General features: G+C 71.2%; 22 protein-coding genes. 12 read left to right on the forward strand and 10 right to left on the reverse strand.

Features of this window, described 5'->3' with window-relative positions:
• The first annotated feature begins 42 nt into the window (after nucleotides 1–42).
• Together ACBJ32_RS53625 and ACBJ32_RS53630 are read left to right on the forward strand one after the other, a co-directional pair.
• Nucleotides 43–825 (forward strand): NUDIX hydrolase, encoded by a 783-nt coding sequence (locus ACBJ32_RS53625; RefSeq protein WP_357875327.1) that lies wholly within the window; start codon nucleotides 43–45, stop codon nucleotides 823–825.
• Complete coding sequence (locus ACBJ32_RS53630; protein ID WP_357875101.1) at nucleotides 822–1,613, forward strand: MBL fold metallo-hydrolase; 792 nt, start codon at nucleotides 822–824, stop codon at nucleotides 1,611–1,613. The genes ACBJ32_RS53625 and ACBJ32_RS53630 overlap by 4 nt, the downstream gene beginning before the upstream one ends.
• A gap of 10 nt (nucleotides 1,614–1,623) precedes the next feature.
• Here ACBJ32_RS53630 and ACBJ32_RS53635 read toward each other — a convergent pair whose 3' ends face one another.
• The 4 genes from ACBJ32_RS53635 to ACBJ32_RS53650 all read right to left on the reverse strand — a co-directional run bounded on the left by ACBJ32_RS53635 (nucleotide 1,624) and on the right by ACBJ32_RS53650 (nucleotide 4,996).
• Nucleotides 1,624–2,304 (reverse strand): Crp/Fnr family transcriptional regulator, encoded by a 681-nt coding sequence (locus tag ACBJ32_RS53635; RefSeq protein WP_043629901.1) that lies wholly within the window; start codon nucleotides 2,302–2,304, stop codon nucleotides 1,624–1,626.
• A gap of 145 nt (nucleotides 2,305–2,449) precedes the next feature.
• Entirely contained in the window at nucleotides 2,450–2,731 is a 282-nt protein-coding gene (locus tag ACBJ32_RS53640) for a hypothetical protein (RefSeq protein WP_375133452.1), read from the reverse strand.
• Nucleotides 2,728–4,536, reverse strand: coding sequence for a zeta toxin family protein (locus ACBJ32_RS53645; protein WP_375133453.1), 1,809 nt, complete (start codon nucleotides 4,534–4,536; stop codon nucleotides 2,728–2,730). Before ACBJ32_RS53645 ends, ACBJ32_RS53640 begins: the two co-directional genes overlap by 4 nt.
• 4 nt (nucleotides 4,537–4,540) lie before the next feature.
• Entirely contained in the window at nucleotides 4,541–4,996 is a 456-nt protein-coding gene (locus ACBJ32_RS53650) for a hypothetical protein (RefSeq protein WP_375133454.1), read from the reverse strand.
• 87 nt (nucleotides 4,997–5,083) lie between these two features.
• Here ACBJ32_RS53650 and nth point away from each other — a divergent pair, with 87 nt between their 5' ends.
• Together nth and ACBJ32_RS53660 are read left to right on the forward strand one after the other, a co-directional pair.
• Nucleotides 5,084–5,806, forward strand: a complete 723-nt coding sequence (nth, locus tag ACBJ32_RS53655) for an endonuclease III (protein WP_357875109.1) — start codon at nucleotides 5,084–5,086, stop codon at nucleotides 5,804–5,806.
• 40 nt (nucleotides 5,807–5,846) lie between these two features.
• Nucleotides 5,847–6,497 carry a CoA pyrophosphatase gene (locus tag ACBJ32_RS53660; RefSeq protein ID WP_357875112.1) on the forward strand — a complete coding sequence of 217 codons (651 nt, stop codon included), beginning with the start codon at nucleotides 5,847–5,849 and terminating at the stop codon, nucleotides 6,495–6,497.
• Here ACBJ32_RS53660 and ACBJ32_RS53665 read toward each other — a convergent pair.
• Nucleotides 6,494–6,985 (reverse strand): HEAT repeat domain-containing protein, encoded by a 492-nt coding sequence (locus ACBJ32_RS53665; RefSeq protein ID WP_375133455.1) that lies wholly within the window; start codon nucleotides 6,983–6,985, stop codon nucleotides 6,494–6,496. The two genes, ACBJ32_RS53660 and ACBJ32_RS53665, sit on opposite strands and share 4 nt — an antisense overlap.
• Before the next feature lie 103 nt (nucleotides 6,986–7,088).
• Here ACBJ32_RS53665 and ACBJ32_RS53670 point away from each other — a divergent pair, with 103 nt between their 5' ends.
• From ACBJ32_RS53670 to ACBJ32_RS53680, 3 genes are all read left to right on the forward strand, one after another.
• Entirely contained in the window at nucleotides 7,089–8,279 is a 1,191-nt protein-coding gene (locus tag ACBJ32_RS53670; RefSeq protein WP_375133456.1) for a MarP family serine protease, read from the forward strand.
• 74 nt (nucleotides 8,280–8,353) lie between these two features.
• Nucleotides 8,354–9,319, forward strand: coding sequence for an aldo/keto reductase (locus ACBJ32_RS53675; protein ID WP_375133457.1), 966 nt, complete (start codon nucleotides 8,354–8,356; stop codon nucleotides 9,317–9,319).
• A gap of 4 nt (nucleotides 9,320–9,323) precedes the next feature.
• The gene (locus ACBJ32_RS53680; RefSeq protein ID WP_357875123.1) at nucleotides 9,324–9,929 is read left to right on the forward strand and encodes a TetR/AcrR family transcriptional regulator; all 606 of its coding nucleotides are present in this window, start codon (nucleotides 9,324–9,326) and stop codon (nucleotides 9,927–9,929) included.
• On the opposite strand, the gene ACBJ32_RS53685 is transcribed toward ACBJ32_RS53680, so the two are convergent.
• The 5 genes from ACBJ32_RS53685 to acs all read right to left on the reverse strand — a co-directional run bounded on the left by ACBJ32_RS53685 (nucleotide 9,926) and on the right by acs (nucleotide 15,073).
• A complete protein-coding gene (locus tag ACBJ32_RS53685) occupies nucleotides 9,926–10,369 on the reverse strand; it encodes a DUF309 domain-containing protein (RefSeq protein ID WP_375133458.1) in 444 nt (147 codons plus the stop codon). The two genes, ACBJ32_RS53680 and ACBJ32_RS53685, sit on opposite strands and share 4 nt — an antisense overlap.
• On the reverse strand, nucleotides 10,366–11,286 hold the full coding sequence (locus ACBJ32_RS53690; RefSeq protein ID WP_375133459.1) for an alpha/beta fold hydrolase: 921 nt from the start codon (nucleotides 11,284–11,286) through the stop codon (nucleotides 10,366–10,368). Before ACBJ32_RS53690 ends, ACBJ32_RS53685 begins: the two co-directional genes overlap by 4 nt.
• Nucleotides 11,276–11,716 (reverse strand): phage holin family protein, encoded by a 441-nt coding sequence (locus tag ACBJ32_RS53695; RefSeq protein WP_357875129.1) that lies wholly within the window; start codon nucleotides 11,714–11,716, stop codon nucleotides 11,276–11,278. The genes ACBJ32_RS53690 and ACBJ32_RS53695 overlap by 11 nt, the downstream gene beginning before the upstream one ends.
• 31 nt (nucleotides 11,717–11,747) lie before the next feature.
• A complete protein-coding gene (gene nhaA, locus ACBJ32_RS53700; RefSeq protein ID WP_375133460.1) occupies nucleotides 11,748–12,950 on the reverse strand; it encodes a Na+/H+ antiporter NhaA in 1,203 nt (400 codons plus the stop codon).
• A 149-nt stretch (nucleotides 12,951–13,099) separates the two neighbouring features.
• The gene (acs, locus tag ACBJ32_RS53705; RefSeq protein ID WP_375133461.1) at nucleotides 13,100–15,073 is read right to left on the reverse strand and encodes an acetate--CoA ligase; all 1,974 of its coding nucleotides are present in this window, start codon (nucleotides 15,071–15,073) and stop codon (nucleotides 13,100–13,102) included.
• Between the two features lie 370 nt (nucleotides 15,074–15,443).
• Here acs and ACBJ32_RS53710 point away from each other — a divergent pair, with 370 nt between their 5' ends.
• The 5 genes from ACBJ32_RS53710 (at nucleotide 15,444) to ACBJ32_RS53730 (ending at nucleotide 21,691) form a co-directional block, all read left to right on the forward strand.
• Entirely contained in the window at nucleotides 15,444–16,229 is a 786-nt protein-coding gene (locus ACBJ32_RS53710; protein ID WP_357875135.1) for an oxidoreductase, read from the forward strand.
• A 1,335-nt stretch (nucleotides 16,230–17,564) separates the two neighbouring features.
• Nucleotides 17,565–18,608, forward strand: coding sequence for a septum site-determining protein Ssd (gene ssd, locus ACBJ32_RS53715; protein ID WP_375133462.1), 1,044 nt, complete (start codon nucleotides 17,565–17,567; stop codon nucleotides 18,606–18,608).
• A 260-nt stretch (nucleotides 18,609–18,868) separates the two neighbouring features.
• Nucleotides 18,869–19,993 (forward strand): TadA family conjugal transfer-associated ATPase, encoded by a 1,125-nt coding sequence (locus ACBJ32_RS53720; protein ID WP_375133463.1) that lies wholly within the window; start codon nucleotides 18,869–18,871, stop codon nucleotides 19,991–19,993.
• A gap of 144 nt (nucleotides 19,994–20,137) precedes the next feature.
• Complete coding sequence (locus ACBJ32_RS53725; RefSeq protein WP_375133464.1) at nucleotides 20,138–20,860, forward strand: type II secretion system F family protein; 723 nt, start codon at nucleotides 20,138–20,140, stop codon at nucleotides 20,858–20,860.
• A 309-nt stretch (nucleotides 20,861–21,169) separates the two neighbouring features.
• Nucleotides 21,170–21,691 carry a type II secretion system F family protein gene (locus ACBJ32_RS53730; protein ID WP_375133465.1) on the forward strand — a complete coding sequence of 174 codons (522 nt, stop codon included), beginning with the start codon at nucleotides 21,170–21,172 and terminating at the stop codon, nucleotides 21,689–21,691.
• Nucleotides 21,692–21,961 lie beyond the last annotated feature (270 nt).

Here is a 21,961-nt window from a genome sequence, read left to right on the forward strand (position 1 = left end):
CCATGACCGAGTGATGTTCTAGGAGGAGGTCATGTGACCGGATTGCCGCTTCCTGCCGAGCTCGCCGACCGGGCGCGGGACGTCCTGGCCGGCAGGGTCCAGCCGGTGCCGGCGCGGGACGCCGCCACGGTGGTGCTCCTGCGCCCGGGGCCGGAGGTCTACCTGCTGCGGCGCAAGGCGACGATGGCCTTCGCCGCGGGCGCGTACGTCTTCCCCGGCGGCTCCGTGGACGTGCGCGACACCGACCAGGCCGTCGCCTGGGCCGGGCCGTCCCCGGCGGAGTGGGGCGAGGTCTTCAAGGCCGACGAGCGGCTGGCGCGCGGGCTGGTGTGCGCGGCCGTGCGCGAGACGTTCGAGGAGTCCGGCGTGCTCCTGGCCGGCCCCGGGCCCGGCTCGGTGGTGGCCGACACGACAGGGGACGACTGGGAGTCCGACAGGCTGGCGCTCATCGACCGCAGCCTCGGCTTCGCCGACTTCCTCGCCAGGCGCGGCCTGGTGCTCCGCGCCGACCTGCTCAAGCCCTGGGCCCACTGGATCACGCCGGAGATCGAGCACAGGCGCTTCGACACCCGGTTCTTCGTCGCCGTGCTGCCCGAGGGGCAGCGCACGCGCGACGTGGGCGGGGAGGCCGACCGGGTGGTGTGGCGACGCCCCGGCGAGGCGCTGAACAGCGGGTTCTTCCTGATGCCGCCCACCCAGCACACGCTGACCGAGCTGAGCGCGTACGACAGCGTGGCCGACGTCCTGGCCGCGCCCCGGGAGATCGAGACGATCATGCCCAGGGCCGTGGAGATCGAGGGGGAGATGCGGTTGGTGACGCGATGAGCGGCCTGCACATCCCGATCGGCACGCCCGACGGTTCCCGTACGGAACACGCCGAGAACCTGCTCGCCCCCAACCCCTCGGCGATGACCCTCGACGGCACCAACACGTGGGTGATCGGAGCCGGCGAGGAGGTGGTCGTCGTCGATCCGGGCCCGGACGACCAGGCGCACCTGAGCCGCGTACGCGACCATCTCGGCGAGCGCCGCGTCACCGAGATCCTGCTCACCCACGGCCACTTCGACCACAGCGGCGGCGCGCGCGCCTTCGCCGGCATGGTCGACGCGCCCGTGCGCGCCCTGGACCCGCGCCACCGGCTGGGCGAGGAGGGGCTCGGCGACGGCGACGTGGTGACCGTGGGCGGCCTGGAGATCCACGTGTACGGCACGCCGGGCCACTCGTTCGACTCGCTGTGCTTCTGGCTGCCCGCCGACCGGGCGATGCTGACCGGCGACACCGTGCTCGGCAGGGGCACCACGATCATCGCCCGCGACGGCGGCCTGGCCGACTACCTGCGCAGCCTCGACCGGCTCAGGGCGGCGGCCGAGGGCCTGGAGGCGCGGGCCCTGCTGCCCGGTCACGGGCCGGTGCTGCCCGACCCGATCGGCGCGCTCGACGCCTACATCGCGCACCGGCGGCAGCGGCTCGACCAGATCAGGGCGGCGCGCGCGCAGGGCGCCCGCACGCCACGCCAGATCGTCAAGATCGTGTACGCCGACGTCGACCGCTCGCTCTGGCCGGCCGCCGAGATGTCGGTCGCGGCGCAGCTCGACTACCTGGACTCACCGTAGCGAGCCCGGATCACCTCGACCGGTTGTAGAGCCGGTCCATGTCGAGGATGACCACGGCCTTGGCCTCGATCCGCAGCCAGCCGCGCTGCGCGAAGTCGGCCAGCGCCTTGTTGACCGTCTCCCGCGAGGCGCCGACGAGCTGCGCCAGCTCCTCCTGGGTCAGGTCGTGGTGCACCCGCAGGCCGTCGTCGGTCTTGGTGCCGAACCGCTCGGCCAGATCGAGCAGCTGCTTGGCCACCCGCCCGGGCACGTCGGTGAAGACCAGGTCGGCCAGCACGTCGTTGGTACGGCGCAGCCGCTGCGCCAGCGCGCGCAGCAGGTGCAGCGCGACCTCGGGCCGGCCGGTCAGCCAGGGCCGCAGGTCGTCGTGCCCGAGACCGGCCAGCCGCACCTCGGTCAGCGCCGTCGCCGTGGCCGTGCGCGGCCGCGGGTCGAACAGCGACAGCTCGCCGAACATCTCGCTCGGCCCCAGCACGCTCAGCAGGTTCTCCCGCCCGTCCGGGGAGGTGCGGGAAAGCTTGATCTTGCCTTCCAGCACGACGTAGAGCCGGTCGCCCGTCTCGTTCTCGTGGAAGAGCGTCTGCCCCTTCGACAGCTGGACCTCGGTGATGCTCGTGCGCAGCGCCGCGGCGCTCTCCCGGTCCAGCGCGGCGAACAGGGGGGCCTTGCCCAGCACATCTTCGGTGTTCACTCTGCCTCCTCTGCTGCCATTGTGACTCACCCCACTCCGGGCAGCACACACAGGTTATGGGAATGCCGGAGTGTTCTGGGCTTGCCCGGGTGCGTGGAAGCCCGGGGGAAAGGTACCCGACCGCCGTTTCCGTACTGTGACCGGACTACCCGGAACCGTCCTCTTGCGCCCGCATGGAGTCGATGGCGGCGTCGGCCAGGTAGTCGTACTCCTCGGCGGACAGGTGGCCACGGGCGTAGGCGAGATTGAGATCGTCGACGGATCCCGGGACGTCGGGCGGCGGATCGTGCAGTTGTTTGGCCATCAGATCGTCTACCGGGAACGCGCCGGGTTCCTCCCAGTGGCGCTCCCTGAAGCGCCGCGCCACATCCTCCAGGCCCAACTCGCCCCTGCGCAGCGCGGCGATGAGATCGAGCACCTCGCTCATGGCCTTCTCCCTCTGCCGGACGAGTCCAGCCTAGGCGGCTCCCCGTGCCGGGAGTTGTCGTAGACGGACCAGCCGTCGAAGCGGTCCTTGAGCCCCTCGAACGTCGCACGGTTCACACTGCCCCACTCAGGGTCGGCATTGGACCGGATGACGTCGGGCGACAGGTAGCGTCCGCCGTGGCCCTCCCCGTTCCGGTATGCCTCCATGCCCGCGCGATACCTCTCCTCGGCCCGCGCGACGCTCATCTCCACCGGGATGTCCACGAAGACCGCGTCGACTTGGCGGTACCCGGCCGCGCGCAGGGCGTCGACGCGGCTCTCCACCGAGGGCGGTGAGGCCATGGTGATGTCCCACAGGACGTTCTTGCCCTCTTCCAGCGCGCGCCCTGCGATCTGCTTGGCGACGTGCGAGGACTCCTCGTGGACCAGGCCGCTGGCCTCCATGGGCGACAGCCCGGAAACCTCGGGGATCGCGCCGCGAGCCGCCAGAATCTCCTTGATGTCGTCAGGGTTGATGGTCAGGTACTGCGAGCGGTCGATGCCCGCGTGGTTCTCCAGGACCGTGGACTTGCCGGCTCCGCCGAGCCCGCCGGCCATGATGGCCTTCCGCTCGTTGGGGACGTCCGCCGCCTCGGCGAAGTAGTCGTCGATGATCTTGTTGTGGAGCGCCCGGCGCTCGGCCGTCCAGATGCGGCCCTGTGGGTCGCGGGTGTGCCGGACGTTGGTCGCCTTGCCTTGGGCCTCCGCCTCCTTGACCTTGCTCGCCACCGCCTTGGTGTGCTCGGCGAACTGCGCGTCGGTCAGGGGTGCCTTGCCCCGGCCGCGACCGACGAGCCGGCCCAGCCCGGCGCGTACGGTCTTGGCCGCCACTCCGAGCCCCGCAAGCGCTCCCGCGGCGTGTGCGAGCAGCCCGGCGCTCTTCCCGCCGGGGAACATGCCGATCCCGTCGAGGATGACCTGGCCGAGGCCGGCCTTCCCCTGACGGTACTTGTTCAGCGAGTCGGCGAAGACGATCGCCCCCGCGACCACGACCGCGCCCATGAGGATCGCGCCGGCCAGGCCACCGGTACCGACGACCAACAGGGCGATGCCGGCGACCATGGCCACGTTCCTGGCCAGGTTGACGAAGTCATCCCAGGAACGGAAGGGCGTCGAGATCGTGTCCCACACCTGCGCCAGCCAGGATTTGTCCTGGATGCCACTGCCGGCCAGCGCCTGCTCGATCTCCTCGACGGCCCGGGTCTCCGCGTCTCCGCGTAGGCGGGCAGCCTCGTCAGCGACTCTGCGGGCGCGGGCGCGGTCGGACTCGGCGGTACGGGCGCGTTCGAGTGCGGGGCGTATCGAGGCGGCTACCGCCGCGTCGGCGGACCTGACGGCCGCCTCCACCTCCGTGAGCCGGCGCATGCCCGCAGCGGCGGGGAGACGGGCCCAGACCTCACGCAGGGCGCCCTCATAGCGATCGGACGCGTCGCCACCCTGGCGCAGCGCCGCGCCCGCCTGGGCTTTGGCGCCATCCAGACCACGTGCGTACGTCCGCAGGGCGTAGCCCGCACCGCGGTACGCCTTGCCCAGCTTGGCAAGCTCACCGGGCAGGCTGCTCAGGGCCTCGGCGTAGGTGGTGGCGTAGTCGCCCCGCATGCGGAGCGCGGTGCTGTCGCCGGCGACCGTGTTCAGTTTGGCGGTGTTGTCCTCGGCCAGCCGAGCCTGCTCGAGCAGCCGGTCGGCGAGCAGTCGTACCTGGCCGGGATCTCCGGGAGCCGGGTCGTCCGCGAGCCCCAGAACGCTCCAACCAGTGGGCGTGCCCACGACGTCATCCGGCCTGCCGGGACAGCAGGTCGTCCACCGAGGCGACCGCCGCCGCCATGGACCGGCTGAGCAGGACGCGGAGCACGTCCATCGACTTCGGGCGCGCCGCGGGGTCGGGCAGGCGGCACTGCTGGACCGCGATGCGCAGTGCCGGCGTCAGCACGCGGAGGTCGCCGTCCTCGGCGCCGGTCGCCGCGAACACGACCAGGTCGGCCCAGGCCCGTATGTCCTCCGCCTCCGGCAGGTCGCCGGGAGCGGAGGAGGTCTGCCAGCCGATGAGCACCTGCCCCCGCGCGCCGAGCGCCACGCTCTCCTTGCCGGGCCGGATCCCGGCGGTGCCGCGCGCGTGCAGCTTGGCCATGGCCGCCACGCAGCTCACGGCCAGCCGGTGCAGCGCCTGGCCGCGCAGCGGCCCTTCCTGCCTGACGAACTCCGCCAGCGTCGCACCCTGATCACCCATGTCACGACCCCCTTCCGAGGCGCCAGGTTGTACGCGGTCGGGCCCGTCCTGGGTTCAACAGTTCGCGGGAGCTTCTACTCTTGCGGCATGGCGACGAACGCGGCGGGGCGCAAGCCGGAGAGCCAGCTCGCACTGGTCCGGCGGGCGCGCAAGATGAACCGCATCCTCGCGGAGACCTACCCTGACGCCCACTGCGAGCTCGACTTCCGCAACCCGTTGGAGCTGCTGGTCGCGACCATCCTCTCCGCGCAGTGCACGGACAAGCGGGTCAACATGGTCACCCCCATCCTCTTCGCGAAATATCCGACGGTGGAGGACTATGCCGCCGCGGACCGGGAGGAGATGGAGGAGATCATCCGCTCCACCGGCTTCTTCCGCGCGAAGACCAACAGCATCATCGGCATGGCCCAGACGGTCTGCGAGCGGTACGGCGGTGAGGTGCCCGCCAAGCTGAAAGACCTGGTCACGCTGCCCGGCGTGGGCCGCAAGACGGCCAACGTGGTGCTGGGCAACGCCTTCGGCGTGCCGGGCCTGACCGTGGACACCCACTTCCAGCGCCTCGTACGCCGCTTCGGCTGGACCGAGGAGACCGACCCCGTCAAGATCGAGCACGTGGTGGCCGAGCTGCTGCCCAAGCGCGAGTGGACGATCTTCTCCCACCGGGTGATCTGGCACGGCCGCCGCATCTGCCACGCCCGCCGGCCCGCGTGCGGCGTGTGCCCGCTGGCGGCGCTGTGCCCCTCGTACGGCACCGGCCCCACCGGCCAGGCAGAGGCCCGCAAGCTCGTCAGATCCGGCCCCTTCTCCTGATGCGGGGAAGTCATCGGCGCCACGGCGTGTTGGAGGATGCGTGACCCAAGTGCCCGACTGGCTGGAGAGACTGGCGGCGCAAGCGCAGCGGACCCGAGTTCCCGTCCCCCTCCGGCCACCCGACGGGCGCGGGCGCAAGGCCGCGGTGCTGATGTTGTTCGGCGAGGGGCCGCACGGCCCTGACGTGCTGCTCATCCAGCGCAGCACGCGCGGGCGCAGGCACGCGGGCCAGCCGGCCTTCCCTGGCGGCGGCGTGGACCCCGAGGACGCCGGGCCGATCGAGGCCGCGCTGCGGGAGGCCGAGGAGGAGACCGGGGCCGACCCGCGCGGGGTGCACGTGATCTGCACGATGCCCGAGCTCTACCTCCCCTACAGCGACAACCGCGTCACCCCGGTGATCGCCTGGTGGCGCGAGCCGTCCGCGGTGCACGCGGCCTCGCCCGACGAGGTCGACTCGGTCGAGCGGGTGCCGATCGCCGAGCTGGTCGATCCCGGCAACCGGGTGATGCTGCGGCATCCCCGCGGCACGGCCGGGCCCGCGTTCCGGGTGCGCGGGATGCTGGTGTGGGGGTTCACGGCGATGGTGCTGGACACCGTGCTGCGCGAGGGCGGCCTCGAACGGCCGTGGGACCCCACGCGCATGGAGGACCTGCCGCCCGACGTGGTGCGGCTGGCCTCGCGTACCGGCTAGTGCGCCGATCGCAGCGCGACCCCGAGCGAGGCCCACCCGGCCACGTCGGCGTCGCTGTCGGCCGCCAGCGTGCGCAGCGTCTCCAGTCCCGCCCGGTCGGGCGGGTCCCCCAGTACGTGCTGCAGCGCGTACGCCGCCCCGTACCTCACCCTGGGATCGACGTGACCGGCCAGGTCGATCACGGACGGCAGCGACCGCGGATCGGCCAGATGGCCGAAGGCGATCAGCACCGAGTACAGCACCATGGCGTCGTCCTCGCTGGCGGCCAGGTAACGCAGCACCGGCAGCGTCCGGTCCACGAACGGCCGTAGCATCCCCATGATGTCCACGCCGAGCAACCGCTCGGCCACGGTGTCGGCGGCGCACAACCGCCTGGCCTCGATGAACGACTCCAGGTCACCTCGCTGGCGCAGCAACGAGATCACGTGCCAGCGCAGGGGCCCGTCAGGATCGGTGTCGCGCAGCGCAGCCTGGATGAGTTCGCGCACTGTTCCCTCGTCCGGCGGCATACCGCTCAAGATAGCCAGGTGAGTGACGCCGTCCTGATCGAAGACGTGCACACTTGACCGTATCGCTGGTTACCTTTGAAGCGTGCGCGGTGATCTGCTTGACCTCATCTTGATCGGCCTCGTGATCGCCTTCGGCGTCTCGGGTTACCGGCAGGGTTTCATCATCGGGGCGATGAGCTTCGTGGGGTTCGTGGGCGGTGCCGTGCTGGGCGTTTTCATCGCGCCTCCCATCTCCAAGGCGGTCGTCGACGGTGACACGCCGCAGGCGCTGCTGGCCATCGTGATCGTGTTCCTGTCGGCCACCATCGGGCAGTTCGCGTCCTCGACGCTCGGCGCCGTGGTGCGCAGCCACGTCACGTGGGAGCCGGCCAAGATGGCCGACGCGATCGGCGGCACGTTCGCCAGCGCGCTGTCGGTGCTGGTCATCGCCTGGCTGATCGGCTCGCTGATCGTCTCCACGGCGTTCACCCCGCTCGTCGACCAGGTGAAGAACTCCGCGCTGCTCACCACGGTCGACGACGCGATCCCGCAGGCGGCGCGCAACTGGCAGCAGCCGTTCAAGAAGTTCATCGACCGCTCGGAGTTCCCGCCCGTCTTCGACGCGATCGGGGCGGGCACGCTGATCGACGTGCAGCCGCCCGACCAGAGCGTGCTGCAGGGCGCCAAGCTGGGCCGGGCCCGCCAGGCGATCGTGAAGGTCCAGGGCAACGCCGAGAGCTGCAACAAGCACATCGAGGGCACCGGCTTCGTCTACGCGCGCGGCCGGATCATGACCAACGCGCACGTGGTCGCCGGCGTCACCCGCGACCTCCAGGTGATCGACTACAACGGCGACCGCCACACGGCCACGGTCGTGCGCTACAACCCGCGCCGCGACATCGCGGTCCTCGCCGTGCCGGGGCTCGACCTGCCGCAGCTCGCCTTCGACGGCGACGGGAGCCGCGGCGACAACGCGATCATAGCGGGCTTCCCGAAGGGCAAGGGCTTCACCGCCGAGCCGGCCAGGATCGGCGGCCAGCTCGAGGCCGAGGGCCCCGACATCTACCGCGAGAACACGGTCAGGCGGAAGGTGTACGCCATCCGCGGCCAGGTGCTGCCGGGCAACTCCGGCGGGCCGCTGCTCACGGTGGACGGCCAGGTCTACGGCGTGATCTTCGCCGCCGCGATCAACGAGGAGCAGACCGGTTACGTGCTGACGGCCGAGGAGGTCGCCCCGGACGCCTCGGCGGGCCGCAACGACACCACGCCGGCCAGCACGCTGGAGTGCGACTGATCCCCTGAGCCGAGAGGGCTCCTTCATCCGCGCGCCGCGATGTGATAGCTTCTCACAATGTGAAAGGACATCACATGGTGAGGACGCTCGGAAAGACCGGTATCGAGATCACCCCCATCGGCCTGGGCTGCATGCAGTTCGCCGGCACCGCGAACATGGCGCGCTGGATGGTCAGGCCCATCGACCAGGAGACGGCCACCGCCGTCGTGCGGGCGGCGCTCGACGGCGGGATCGACTGGTTCGACACGGCCGAGATGTACGGCAACGGCCACTCGGAGCAGCTGCTCGCCGCCGCGCTCAAGACGTGCGCGATCGCGCCGGGGGAGGTGACGGTGGCCACGAAGTGGGCGCCGCTGGGCCGTACGGCCGCCAGCATCACCCGCACGATCGGCGACCGCCTGCGCCACCTCGGCGGCTTCCCCGTGGACCTGCACCAGATCCACATGCCGACCGGCTCGCTGTCGAGCATCCCGGCCCAGCTCAAGGCCATGGCGGGGCTGCTGAAGGCCGGCCGGATCCGCTCGGTCGGGGTGAGCAACTTCTCCGCCCGCCAGCTCGAGCTCGCCCACCGGGTGCTCGCCGCAGAGGGCATCACGCTGGCCTCGAACCAGGTGCGGATCAACCTGGTGCACAGGAACGTCGAGCGCGACGGCGTGCTGGACACCGCCCGCCGGCTGGGCGTGACGCTGATCGCGTACTCGCCGCTGGAGGGCGGGCTGCTCACCGGCCGCTTCCACGACGATCCCGCGCTGGCCAGGTCGGCGCCGGTGATGCGCAGGCTCTTCGGCCGCCGCGAGCTGAGCGCCCAGGGGCTCGCCCGTACCAGGCCGCTGATCGACGAGATGCGCGCGATCGGCAAGGCGTACGGCGTCACGATCTCGCAGGTGGCCATCAACTGGGTCATCAACCGGTACGGCGACACGGTCGTGGCCATCCCCGGCGCCTCCAAGCCGCGTCAGGCGGCCGAGGCGGCGGCCGCCATGGACTTCCGGCTCACCGAGACCGAGATCGGCAGGCTGAACGAGCTGTCGCTAACCTGATGCGGTGCCCAGGACGACCAAACGAGACCGCTACCACCACGGCGACCTGCGTGCCGCGCTCATCGACACCGCGATGGAGCTGATCGCCGAGCAGGGGGTGCAGGGGTTCTCGCTGGCGGAGGCGAGCAGGCGGCTCGGCGTCGCGGTCAGCGCCCCCTACCGGCACTTCGCCGACCGCGACGAGCTGCTGGTCGAGGTGGGGGTGCGCACTGGGGAGCTGCTGGTCGCCGCCGTGACGGCCGAACGCGGCGGCGACTCGCCCGAGGAGCGGCTGGTGGCGGTCGTCCGCGGGTACGTGCGCTTCGCCGCCGGGCACCGGGCCCTGTTCGAGGCGCTGCTGGGCACGCTCACCCCGGCAGGGGAGCCGGAGCTGGACCGGGCCATGCGACCGGTGAAGGCGGCCTTCCACGACGCCGCGATGGCCCTGTCGGGGGGCGACCCGGCGGCGGCGGAGGCGCTGGGGATGGCCGTCATCGCGATCGCGCAGGGGCACGCGGGGCTGCTGCACCTGGGGACGTTCGGCGCGGGCGAGGGGGCCGTGGAGACGGCGGTCCAGCGGGCGGCGGCGGCCACCCGGGCGCTGATCGCCGGCCGCGCCGCACTCGCCTAACGGGGCAGCTTGTCCAGGATCAGGGCGATGGCCTCGTCCGGCCCGGTGTCCTGCGTCAGCGCCGAGGCCGCCTTGCCGACGGGGTCGTACGCGCCGCCGTACGACTGCGCCTTGGCCGCGCCCCTGCTGAACAGCGTCACCGCCCCGCGCCCGTTGCCCCGTTGCAGGTGCGTCAGCCCGACGCAGATCTGCGCCAGCCCCTGCCACAGCTCCCGCTCCTCCTCGGGAGCGCACTTCCACCGCCCCTCGAACACCTCGTGCGCGTTGAACGGCAGCCCCTCCTCCAGGAAGCGCCGCCCGTCGGCCAGCGCCTGCTCGGAGGTGGGCGCGTAGTCGTCGGGCACCCTGGGCATCCCGGCGGACCCGTAAGGCAGCGGCCGGCCGTAGGCGTCGCGCGGCCGGGCGTTGCGGGGCCTGCCCCCGGGGTCGCGGTCTCTCATCGGTCGGGCTCCGGATCGGACAGCCAGCCGAGCAGCTCGGTGTCGAACACGTCGGGAATCTCCTCATGGGGGAAGTGGCCGGCTCCCTCGAACAGCCGCCACCGATAAGGCGCCGCCACGTAGCGGCTCGAACCCTGTGCCGTACGCGGCAGGACGCTCGGGTCGAGCGCCCCGTGCAGGTGCAGCGTGGGCGCCTCGACCTCGGTACGCATGGCGCGGGCGTACCGCCGCCCGTCGGGCCGGAGCTGTGAGCGGCCGAACCAGCGGTGGTACTCCAGCGCGCAGTGCGCCACGGTCGGGATCAGGAACGCCTCGCGGTACGTACGCGACTCCGCCGGCTCCGGCCACCCCGGGCGCGACCGCTCCTCCAGCAGCCGCCCCACCAGCGCCGCGTCGTGCCGGGTGAGCCGGCGCTCGGGCAGCAGCGGGAGCTGGAAGCCGATCGTCCTGCGGCTGGCCCTGAGCTGCCCGAAGGGGTCGGTCAGCAGCGCGTTGCGCAGCCGCAGCGGGTGGGGGGCGGACACGGCCACGAGCCGGTGCACGCACTTGGGGTCGAGCACGGCCATCGTCCAGGCCAGCAGCCCGCCCCAGTCGTGGCCCACCACGATCGCCCCGGTCTCGCCCAGCGCCCTGATCAGCCCGGTCGCGTCGGCGGCCAGCGTGGGCAGGTCGTAGCCGCGCGGCGGCTTGTCGCTGCCGCCGTAGCCGCGCAGGTCGGCCGCCACGGCCCGGTAACCGGCCCCGGCCAGCGAGACGAGCTGGTGCCGCCAGGTCCACCAGAACTGCGGGAACCCGTGCAGCAGCAGGACCAGCGGCCCCTCGCCCGCCTCGACGACGTGGAAGCGGGTGCCGCCCGCGTGCACCGCGCGGTGCGTCCAGGGCCCCTCGATGTGGACGGCCGACTCGTCAGGCGCCATCTCGGGTCACCGGCTCGCGATCCGGGTTGAGCGCGGGCAGTGCCTGCTCCTCGGGTGTGGCGATCTCCCTGAGATCCTTGATCGAGCGGGCCGTCCGCTTCATCCCGGCCAGCCCCTTGAGCCGGCGGACCCCGATGAACACCAGCAGACCCGCGGCCAGCAGGTAGACCACGGTCACGATGAGGAAGGCCAGCCAGTGGGGCATCACCTGGGCCAGCGCGTACGCGATGGCGAACGAGGCGAGGATCAGGCACAGGTGTGCCATGAAGGCGGCGGCGGCGAACAATCCGGCCGCCATGCCGACCCGCTTGGCGTCGAACCTGAACTCGGCCTTGGCCAGCTCGATCTCCGAGCGGATCAGGGACGAGATGTGACTGCTGGCCTGGGCGACCAGCGAGCCCAGGGATTCTTCCTCGGGAGTCTGCGGCATGAACGTCTCCTATCGAGGCCTGGTGGCCGTGTCAAACATCATCCAGCGCAATGCGACGCTTGCGTACCCGTATGTTGAGCAGCACCGCCGCCAGGATCGACGCGATGATGCTGGCCGCGAGGATCCCGGTGGTGACGGCCTCGGCGCGCTGCGGGTCGTCGCCGTACGCCAGGTCGCCGACCAGCAGTGACACCGTGAACCCGATCCCGGCCAGCAACGACACCGCCGCCATGTCCCGCCAGTGGAGCTCCTCCGACAGTCTCGCCAGGCCGAGCCGCACTGACAGCCAGGCACCGCCGAACACGCCGAGGAACTTACCGAGCACGAGTCCCGCCATCACTCCCAGAACTACCCGATCGGACAAGATAGCGCCGAGGCTTGATCCATCGAGCTTCACCCCCGCCGACACGAACGCGAAGGCGGGCACGGCCAGACCCGCGGAGATCGGGCGGAAGTAGTGATCGGCCGCCTCGGCGGGGGAGCGTTGCTCGTGCTCCGCCGTGGTGACCCTGGTCATCAGGCCGAGGGCGACGCCCGCGACGGTGGCGTGCACGCCGCTGGTCTCGACGGCGTACCAGGCGGCCACGGCGAGCGGGACGAGCACCCACGGGCTGGTGACGAGGCGGCGCTGGAGCAGCCCGTACGCGGCCACGAGGGCGGCGCCGAGCAGGAGCATGGGGACGTTCACGTGCTCGGTGTAGAAGACGGCGATGACCGTGATGGCGCCCAGGTCGTCCACGACGGCGCAGGTCAGCAGGAACGCGCGCAGCGCCGCGGGCATCGAGCTCGCGGTGACGGCCAGCACGGCCAGGGCGAAGGCGATGTCGGTGGCGGTCGGGATCGCCCACCCCCTCGCGGCGTCCTGCGCCCCCCAGCTCACCAGCAGGAACACGATCGCGGGCAGCACCATGCCCGCCACGGAGGCGATGATGGGGAGGGCGGCCTTGCGCGGGTTCGCCAGCTCGCCGTGGACGAACTCCTCCTTCACCTCCAGCCCCGCCACGAAGAAGAAGATCGTCAGCAGGCCGTGCTGGACCCACTGGTACAGCTCCATGGGGCCGAGGTGGGCGTGGCGCAGCGCCTCGTAGCTGTCGATGGAGACGTTCGCCCAGAGCAGGGCGATGACGGCGGCGGCCAGCATGATGACGCCGCCGATCGTCTCCATGCGCAGCGCCTCGGCGAGGGCACGGGCATAGCGGGCACCGGCGGGAAAAGGCCACTTCTCGGTACGCAAGGAACTCCCTCGGTCGGGTCGGCATGCTGTCGCACGCGCTCGTCGCTCTGACTCGCCGACCAGACTTCCCGGCACACCTTGCGATACAGCGTACCCATATGAGACCGCATGCCCCGATTTGTCCGGGACATGCGGTCACAGGGGCGCTTCTAGTCCTCGGTCTTGGCGCTGGGGAGCTTCTCCGAGATCAGGTTCATCACCGTGCTGTCGGCCAGCGTGGTGACGTCGCCGATGCTGCGGTTCTCGGCCACGTCGCGCAGGAGGCGGCGCATGATCTTGCCCGAGCGGGTCTTGGGTAGCTCGGGCACCACCAGGATCTGGCGCGGCTTGGCGATCGGCCCGAGCGTCTTGGCCACGTGGTTGCGCAGCTCGGCCGCGATGTCCGCGCCCTCCTCCGCCGTGCCGCGCAGGATCACGAACGACACGATGGCCTGGCCGGTCACCGGGTCGGTCGCGCCCACGACGGCCGCCTCGGCCACCTTCGGGTGGCTGACCAGCGCGCTCTCCACCTCGGTGGTGGAGATGTTGTGGCCGGAGACCAGCATGACGTCGTCCACGCGGCCGAGCAGCCACAGGTCGCCGTCCTCGTCCTTCTTGGCGCCGTCGCCGGGGAAGTACATGCCCTCGAAGCGGCTCCAGTAGGTGTCGATGTAGCGCTGGTCGTCGCCCCAGATGGTGCGCAGCATGGACGGCCACGGCTCGCGTACGGCGAGGAAACCGCCCCCGCCGTTCGGGACGCTGTTGCCCTGGTCGTCCACCACGTCGGCGACGATGCCGGGCAGCGGGCGCATGGCGGCGCCCGGCTTGGCCGCGGTCACGCCGGGCAGCGGGCTGATCATGATGGCGCCGGTCTCGGTCTGCCACCAGGTGTCCACGACGGGGCAGCGCGCGCCGCCGATGTGCTCGCGGTACCAGACGTACGCCTCGGGGTTGATCGGCTCGCCGACGGAGCCCAGGATGCGCAGGCTGGACATGTCGTACTTGGCGGGGATGTCGTCGCCCCACTTCATGAACGTCCGGATCGCCGTCGGGGCGGTGTAGAGGATTGTGATCTTGTACTTCTGCACGATCTCCCAGAACCGGCCGCGGTGCGGGGTGTCCGGGGTGCCCTCGTAGATGACGCTGGTGGCGCCGTTGGCGAGGGGGCCGTACACGATGTAGGAGTGGCCCGTCACCCAGCCGATGTCGGCCGTGCACCAGTAGATGTCGGTCTCGGGCTTGAGGTCGAAGACGGCGTGGTGGGTCCAGGCCGTCTGCGTCAGGTAGCCGCCGGTGGTGTGCAGGATGCCCTTGGGCTTACCGGTGGTGCCGCTGGTGTAGAGGATGTACAGCGGGTCCTCGGCGCCGTGCGGCTCGGCGGTGTGCTGGTCGCTCTGGCGCTCCACCAGGTCGTGCCACCAGACGTCCTTGCCGTTCGTGGCGACGTCCTGGCCGGTACGGCGTACGACGAGGACGTGCTCGACCTGCGGGCACTCGGCGACGGCCTCGTCCACCGTCGGCTTGAGCGCCGACGGCTTGCCCCTGCGGTAGCCGCCGTCGGCGGTGATGACCAGCTTGGCGTCGGCGTCGTCGATCCGGCTCTTCAGCGCGCCGGCCGAGAACCCGCCGAACACCACCGAGTGGATCGCCCCGATGCGGGCGCAGGCCAGCATCGCGATCGGCAGCTCGGGGATCATCGGCATGTAGATGGCGACCCGGTCGCCCTTGCCCACGCCCAGCTCCTGCAGGGCGTTGGCGGCCTTGCTGACCTCGCGCTTCAGGTCGTCGTAGGTGAGGGTGCGGGTGTCGCCCTCGGGCTCGCCCTCCCAGTGGTAGGCGACCTTGTCGCCGCGCCCCTCCTCGACGTGACGGTCGACGCAGTTGTAGGCGACGTTGAGCTCGCCGCCCACGAACCACTTGGCGAACGGCGCCTTCCACTCCAGCGTCGTGTCCCACCGCTTGGCCCAGGTCAGCCGCTCGGCCGCGCGCTCCCAGAAGGCCAGGCGGTCCGCGGCGGCCTCGTTGTATGCGGCTTCGGTCACGTTCGCGGCCGCCGCCAGGTCAGCCGGCGGTTCGAACCGGCGGTTCTCCTTCAGCAGGTTGGACAACGCCTGGGTCTCGTTACCAGCGGTCTCCGGGGCCACCTCGTGCTCCTTCTATGGCCAGATTGGTCAGGTTCGTGTCCCACTTCACCAGCTCATGACCGTCGTACACAAGAGGTCTAGACAGGTCTGTACCGAGTCCGTGGGAGCGGGTGAGGTTTATCCGTGCGCATTACAAACGCTATTGAAATGTTGTCATCCTGAAATCCGGAGAATATGCGAACCGGGGATGGAGGCGGGTTTATGGGCCCCCTGGTGGCGGATTTATCGACGTACCCGGGCGTGCCGGGCCTGCGCACGCACGGCGTGATGCTCACTGTCCGCCATCTGCTACCCACCAAGCGTCAGCTCGGTCACCGTGGCGCTCGGGGGCCGTCGGGCGCCCGTGAGCGCGCGGGTAAGGTCGGTTCCTGTGAGTGACCCAGACCCGTTGGCCGTCATCGCCCAGCTCCCCGGCGTCCCCGAGGCTGTGGACGAGGCCCGGCAGGCCGTCGACAGGCTCTACCGGCACCGAGTCCTGCGCCGGGCCAGCCCCGCGGTGTCCACCGAGTCGTCCCTGCGCGGCGCGCGCGCGTCGGCCGCCATCGAGGGCGTGGACGTGCCGCTCGACGCCCTGCGCCGGGACGCGGTGCACGACCCGCTCGTCCAGGGCGCGCTGCGCGCGTCGGCGGAGCTGGGCAGGCTGGGCTCGACCTGGCGGAAGGCACCCAGGCAGGTGCTGGCCCGGCTGCACGCCGTCGCCGCCGCCGGCCTCGCGCCGCAGGAGACGCTGGGCCGCCCCCGGACCTCCGGCGAGGCTCCCGACCCGCTCGCCCTGGGCCCGGCTCCGGGCGCGGCCGACACCGCGGCCCGCATGGAGGGGCTGTTCGAGCTGCTGGAACGGCCCACGAAGGCGCCCGCGATCGTGCTGGCCGCCGTGGTGCACGCGGAACTGGCGGTGCTGCGGCCGTTCGGCACGGCCGACGGGGTCGTGGCGCGGTCGGCCGGGCGGCTGACGCTCGTCGAGTACGGGCTGGATCCGAAGTCGCTGGTGGCGGTGGAGGTGGGGCACCTGGAGCTGCCGTATGGGGAGGCGCTGCGGGCGTACCTGGAGGGGTCGCCGGAGGGCGTGGCCGCCTGGGTACAGCACTGTGCCTCCGCGGTAAGCCTGGGTGTGCGGGAGACGACCGCGATCTGTGAGGCCATGCAGCGGGGCTGACCTGAGCGGTGCCCGCAGGGCGCTCACCGGGGAGGTCGGGTGCTCGCGGGAAACTGACATAGCTGACGGCGTCCCAGTCACGAGACGCCGTCCGCCGGTGCATCACACCGGGTTACCAAGCGTGCACCTCAATCCGTCGGAGCGGGACAAGCCCGTCACGACGCGCCTCCCGCGGCTGGTCGCGCGTGGGTACCCGGGTGGTGCACCCGGACAAGAGGTCCGTGACACCTTTCTACGACGGATCCGCCCTGATGGGAACCCCTCGGACCAAGACCTTTACTCGACCTTGGACCGGCGCTTCGGGCATATGGGGGCGGGCGGGCCCGCCGACGCGGTTACCAACCTGTGACGATCACTCTCTGTGATCAGCTTTATGTGATCGTTATCAGGTGGGGAAAAAACTTGGCGAAAATGCGAGATTGCTGCTCGACGAAACTCGCGTCGATCGGGCAGCATACGGGGGTATCGCCAGAAACTGGAGCGCCCTTGCACGGGATAGCTTTGCAAGTCCCTTGCCAGGCTCCGGTCTAGTGATGAAAGCTTTCTTCTGAAACGGGACCGGCTCTACCCCCCCGGAGCCGGACCGATCAGGCGACCCCCGCTCTCCCCCCCGGCGGGGGTCGCCCCCTTTCCGGCCATCCCGCCTCCGTCTGGCCGACCCGGTCATAGGACGCAAGGCGTCCCGCTGCGCGCCGTCCCACGCCGCCCGCGTCACGCTGCCCGCGCCCTCCGCGTCCACGCGGTCGCGCCTCCATACCGTTCCGCGCCACGCGCCCGCGCCCCTCGCGCTCACCCCCCGCGCGCCCGCGCTCGTCTTTTCACACGCCGGCGTTCCACCCGCGCCTGCTCCACGCGCGCCCGCTCGGCCCGCGCTTCCACGCTCCTCCGTGCTCGCGCCGCCAATGCCTCTCCGAACCCCGCCCGCGTCGTGGGCGTCTCCCCGCCGCGCGCTCACCCTCCGGACTCCGCCCGCGCAGCCGGCGCTGCCCCCGCGCCCGTGCCCCGCCCGCGCCCTGCCTGTGCCGCGCCCTTGCCCCGGCCGCACCACGCCCGCCCGCCCGTGCCCTGAGCCCGAGCCCCGCCCCGCTCCTGCGTCCTTCACCCGCACCAGACCGCGCCGGCGCCCGCACGGCACCGGCACCGGCACTCGCATCCGCACTGGCCTCAGCCCCACAGCCCTCAGCAAGGCGCGTTATCCACAGCCCCAGCCGCCCGCGCCCACCCTTATCCCCAGAACCCCATTCGGCTCAACTTCTCGACCACCACTTCCAGCAAGCTCGACCTCCCACCCCGCCTCGCGCAGGACACCACAACATCCCTCACAGGGAGGCCGACATGCCCCGCCCCTTGGTCATCACCGAAGACCCAGCCCTGCTCGACGACCTCGTCCGCATAGCAGCCGCAGCAGGTGCCCAGCTCGACGTGGCCCAGACCCCCACCCACGCCCGCCCCTTCTGGAACCTCGCCCCGCTCATCGCCATAGGCGCCGACCAAGCAGATCCCGTGGCAGCCACTTCACCCCCACCCCGAGACCAGGTCCTCCTCGTAACCCGCGACACCGAAGATCCTGACACCTGGCGAAAATGCGTAGCAGTAGGGGCCCAATCCGTCATGACCCTGCCCAACGACGAGCGCGACCTGGTGGACAGATTCGCCGACGCCATGGACCCCGACCCCCGCTCAGGCGCCGTGATCTGCCTGATCGGCGGCCGAGGCGGCGCCGGCGCGAGCGTGCTCGCCGCCTGCCTGGCCCTGCGAGCCTCGACCGACCACCTCCGCACCCTCCTCGTGGACGCCGACCCGCTGGGCGGAGGCATAGACGCCTTGCTGGGCCACGAGGAGGCAACAGGCGCCCGCTGGGCAGATCTGGTGGCCAGAGAAGGCAGGATCAACTCCAGCGCGTTGCAGGCCGCTCTCCCGGCGTTCGGAGACCTGGCAGTCCTCTCCTTCCACAGAGGCGAGGTCGACGCGATCCCGCCCCAGGCCATGCGCTCAGTCCTCGAAGCAGGCAGTCGCGGCTTCGACCTGGTGGTCGTCGACCTTCCCAGGCACCTCGACCCGTCAGCGATAGAAGCCCTGACCAGAGCCAGCTCCACCCTGCTGGTCGCCACCGCCGACGTGCGCGGCATCCTCTCCGCCGTCCAGGTCCTCGCCGAGCTGCGCGACCACACCGCCGACATCCGCGCGATCCTCCGCCCCGGCATCCTGGACGACGACACGGCCATGGCAGCCCTGGGCATCCCCTCCGCCGGCACCCTCCCCGACCAGCCCAGACTCACCGCCACCCTCAACCGGGGCGAGCTCCCCAGGCTCGGCCCCCGCACCGTACTGGGCGCCCTGTGCACATCCCTCCTCCGAGACCTCCTCCCAGCCGCATGATCCCCAACCCCACCACCCCACCCCGGTCCCAGAACCCGCACCCCAGATCCGGCGAGACGCCGCGAACCGGGTTGCCCCGAGACTCGCCGTCCCCCCGAACCCAGCCGAGCCCTCGGCACGACCGGGAGGCGTACCACCAGCCTCACTCGGCCCGCCACTCGCGACCACGGGGAGAACCCCCACAGCCACCGGATCTCGAACCGCCCGCCCCCTCCCCGAACCCGCCGGCCGCTCCAGTCTCACCAGAGCTCGTGGAGGCGGTGCGCGTCCGCCTGGCCAGAACAGGCGTCGAGCCCACCGCCGCCCAAGTAGCACTGGCCCTGAGAGCGGAGAAGTCCGTCTACGGTGACGCGGAAATCCTCGCCATAGCCCGGGCCCTCTGCGCCGACCTCATCGGCGCGGGCCCTCTGGAGCCTCTCCTGGCCCGCCCGGACGTGACGGACGTCCTGGTCAACGGCCCGCGCGAGGTCTGGATCGACGACGGCACCGGCCTACGCCGCACCCCGGTCACCTTCACCGACGACGGAGCCGTCCGCAGACTGGCCCAGCGCCTGGCAACCGCCGCAGGCCGACGCCTCGACGACGCGTCCCCGTACGTGGACGCCCGCCTCCCCGGCGGAGTCCGACTCCACGCCGTACTCCCTCCGATAGCGTCCGGCGGCACCTGCATCTCCCTGCGCCTCCCACCCCGCCGCGCCTTCACCCTGCAGGACCTCGTCACGGCAGGCACGATCGCCCAACCAGCGATCCCGGTGCTGACCGCCATGGTCACCGCCAGACTCGCCTTCCTCGTCACAGGCGGCACAGGCACCGGCAAGACCACCCTCCTGTCAGCCCTCCTCTCCCTGGCAGACCCGGGTGACCGCCTCCTGCTGGTGGAGGACTCAGCCGAGCTCCGCCCCCTCCACCCTCATGTGGTCCGCCTGGAAACCCGCCCGGCCAACCTGGAGGGCGCCGGTGGAGTGGGCCTGCGCGACCTGGTACGGCAGGCGCTCAGAATGCGCCCGGACCGCCTGGTGGTCGGAGAGGTACGCGGAGCCGAAGTAGTCGACCTCCTGGCCGCCCTGAACACGGGCCACGAGGGCGGCTGCGGCACCTTGCACGCGAACACGGCGGCCGACGTCCCCCCACGACTGGAGGCCCTCGGCTGCGCGGCGGGCTTGACCAGAGAGGCCGTCCACAGCCAACTGGCGGCGGCCCTCGACGCGGTCATCCATCTGACGCGAGGCCGCCCGGACGGCCGTAGACGCGTAGCCGAGATCTGCCTGCTCTCCAGAACGCCAACCGGCTTCGTCGAGTCGATCCCCGCACTGACCTTCGACGCCCAAGGCCGCACCCACGCCGGCCCCGGCTACGAAGCCCTGGCCCAACGAGCCCGCCCATAGCAAACCCACCCCGACCAGCTGCCGCAGGCAGGGCCCAACCACAGAACCAATGAGCCACCGCAGCTCCAAGCCGTGCGCCAGACGAACCACCGGAAGCCCCACCAAATGCCTAGCGAACCACGCAACCCGGTACGAAAGAGCGCGATGACCAGCACCCTCATAGCCGCGTTGTCCACAGCCTGCGCCGTTTGGCTGTGGACAGGCCCCAACACAGCCACAACCCGCCTGAACAAGCTGCTGACCTCAGCCAGCCCCACCCCTCAGTGGAAATCCCTGCTCAAGCTCCTCACCCACCCCACAGCCACTCCCACCCCCGCCCGCCGCGCAGAGGCCTGGCGACGTGCGTCGATCGAGCTGTGCCAGTCCCTCGCGGCGGAGCTCTCCGCCGGCCGCACCCCAAGCGACGCCCTGACCAGAGCCATCACAGCAGTGGACCTCCCAGACCCGGCTCTCCTGCGCCCGGTCATCGCGGCCGCACGGGACGGCGGCGACGTCTCAGCGGCCCTGACCTCATCGGCCCCCCAAGAAGGAGGCGAGGGCCTACGCCGGCTGGCAGCCTGCTGGGAGGTCAGCACCACAGCAGGCGCGGGCCTGGCCTCCTTGGTGGACCGGGTGGCGCACACGCTACGAGCCGCCCAAGCCCATCGCCAGGACGTCTCAGCACAACTGGCGGGACCACGCACCACAGCCCGAATGCTCGCCGCACTCCCTGCCCTCGGCCTCCTCATGGCCGCAGCCCTGAACATGCACCCGCTGTCCTTCCTCTTCGGCACCCTCCCCGGCCTCATGTGCCTGATGGCCGGCATCGCCCTGGACGTCTGCGGCCTGTGGTGGACCACCCGCATGGCCACCCGAGCCCAAGCCTGACCCTGATCGGACCCTCCGATGCTTCAGCTCCTCTCCGCCCTATGCGCCGCGTTGTCGGCCTGGCTGTGGCTCTCACCACGAACACCCGCAGACCGCCTGGCCCGCCTACGCCCAGGGATGACACCTCCCCGAGAGCCCAAAAACCACCAGCCATCCCCCTTCCCGACCGGCCCCGTCCCCCTCCCGCGCTGGCCGTCCCAAGACCCTCGTCACCCCAACCGCCCCAACCGTCTCACCCGCAGAACAACACTCATCGCCTCCGGTGCAGGCCTCCTCTCCGCACTCCTGATCGGCGGCATCCCAGGAGCCATGACAGGAATCCTCGTCACCCCCGCAACAGCCCTGTTCCTCCACAAAAGAGAACTCCGACAACCCCCTGTCGACCGCCGCCGCATAGCCGCCGACCTGCCCTTCGCCGCCGACCTGATGACCGCCTGCCTGCATGCGGGCAGACCCGTGAGCGCCGCCACCGAAATCGCCGCCAACGCGGTAGGCGGCCCCGTAGGCGAACGCCTGGCATGGGTGAGCACCCAACTACGCCTGGGCGCCGACCCCGACCCAACCTGGGCATCCCTCGCCAAAGACCCCGCCATGGGCCAACTGTCCCGAGCCATGAGCCGAGCAGCCCAGAGCGGCGCCCCCGTCGCCGAGGTGCTGACACGCTTGGCCGACGACGCCCGAGAGGCATCCAGAGCCGCATCGGTCGCCGCGGCGAGAAGCGTCGGCGTGAAGGCGGTCGCCCCCTTGGGCCTGTGCTTCCTCCCAGCCTTCGTCCTACTCGGCATCATCCCGGTAGTAGCGGGCCTGGCCTCAGCCATCGTCATCCCATGAACCACCCGCCGGCACGAGCAACGGGCCCCGGAATCACCGCCACACCAACACCCGGATGAGCACGAAACCCACGCACCCCCGTGCCCCAACACACCGCCGCACCGGGCTGTGCCCGATCGCGTCCGCGCCTTCGTATGGGCGCCGTGTCCCCGTGCGCCCTGTGTCCGTGCGGGCTTCGTTGTGTCCCGTGCGGGCTTCGTTTCGTAACGCACGCGCCGCGCCCCCGATGCGCGCGTCATCCCGAAGCGTGCCGCTGTGCCCGAGCCGCAG

The sequence above is a fragment of the Nonomuraea sp. GTA35 genome, assembly GCF_041950525.1.
Classification (GTDB): Bacteria; Actinomycetota; Actinomycetes; order Streptosporangiales; family Streptosporangiaceae; genus Nonomuraea.